Annotated in this window: 2 protein-coding genes; both read left to right on the forward strand. The window is 74.5% G+C overall.

From position 1 onward, the window contains the following. Window positions 1–605 (forward strand): polysaccharide deacetylase family protein (locus B8460_RS12495; protein ID WP_048861933.1); only part of this gene is annotated, 605 nt, incomplete at its 5' end. Further along, a partial coding sequence (locus tag B8460_RS12500; RefSeq protein WP_048861934.1) for a glycosyltransferase family 2 protein occupies window positions 602–820 on the forward strand: 219 nt, incomplete at its 3' end. The genes B8460_RS12495 and B8460_RS12500, both read left to right, overlap by 4 nt.

Consider the following 820-nt stretch of genomic DNA (forward strand, 5'->3'; position numbering starts at 1 on the left):
TCGCTCTGCTGCGCCACCGCGGCTGCCGCCCGCTGTCCTCGGCGGCGTTGCGCTGGCACATGGGGGCGCGCACGCCGCCGCCGGACGGCTCCGTGCTCATCACCTTCGACGACGGCTACCGCGACTTCGCCGACTGCGCGTGGCCGCTGCTGCGCGAGGCCGGCTTCACGGCCGAGGTGTTCATCCCGACCGCGGCGATCGGCGGCACGGCCGACTGGGATGCGGCGTACGGGGCAGCGGCGCCGCTGCTCGACTGGGCCGCGGTCGCGGCGTTGGCGCAGGAGGGCGTCGTGTTCGGCAGCCATTTCGCAACCCATCTGGACGCGACAACGCTCTCCACCGCCGCGCTCGCCGACCAGCTCGCCGGGTCGCGGGCCGCGATCGAGACGCGTCTCGGCCGCGTGCCGCTGGCCTGCGCCGCCCCCTTTGGCGCGGTGGACGAGCGCTTTGCGTGGCTCGCGGCCGGGGCGGGCTATCACATCGGATTCTCCTGCCGCGCGGCGCGCGCCGGGCTCGACGATCCGCCGCTGCTGGTGCCGCGCATCACCGTCGCCGGCGACTGGGATCTCGACACCTATGCCGCAGCGCTTGGGCTCGACCGATGAACGCGCATGCGCACCCGGACGCCGTGACCGCCGTCATCCCGGCCTACAACGCCGAGGCGACGCTGGATGCGACGCTGCGCAGCGTGCGCGCGCAGACCCACCCCGCGCTGGAGATCATCGTCGTGGACGACGGCTCGCGCGACCGCACGCCGGAGATCGCCCATGCGCACGCGGAGGCCGATCCGCGCCTGCGTGTCGTGCGGCAGGACAACGCC

It is taken from the genome of Acidisphaera rubrifaciens HS-AP3 (assembly GCF_000964365.1).
In the GTDB taxonomy this organism is placed as follows: Bacteria; Pseudomonadota; Alphaproteobacteria; order Acetobacterales; family Acetobacteraceae; genus Acidisphaera; species Acidisphaera rubrifaciens.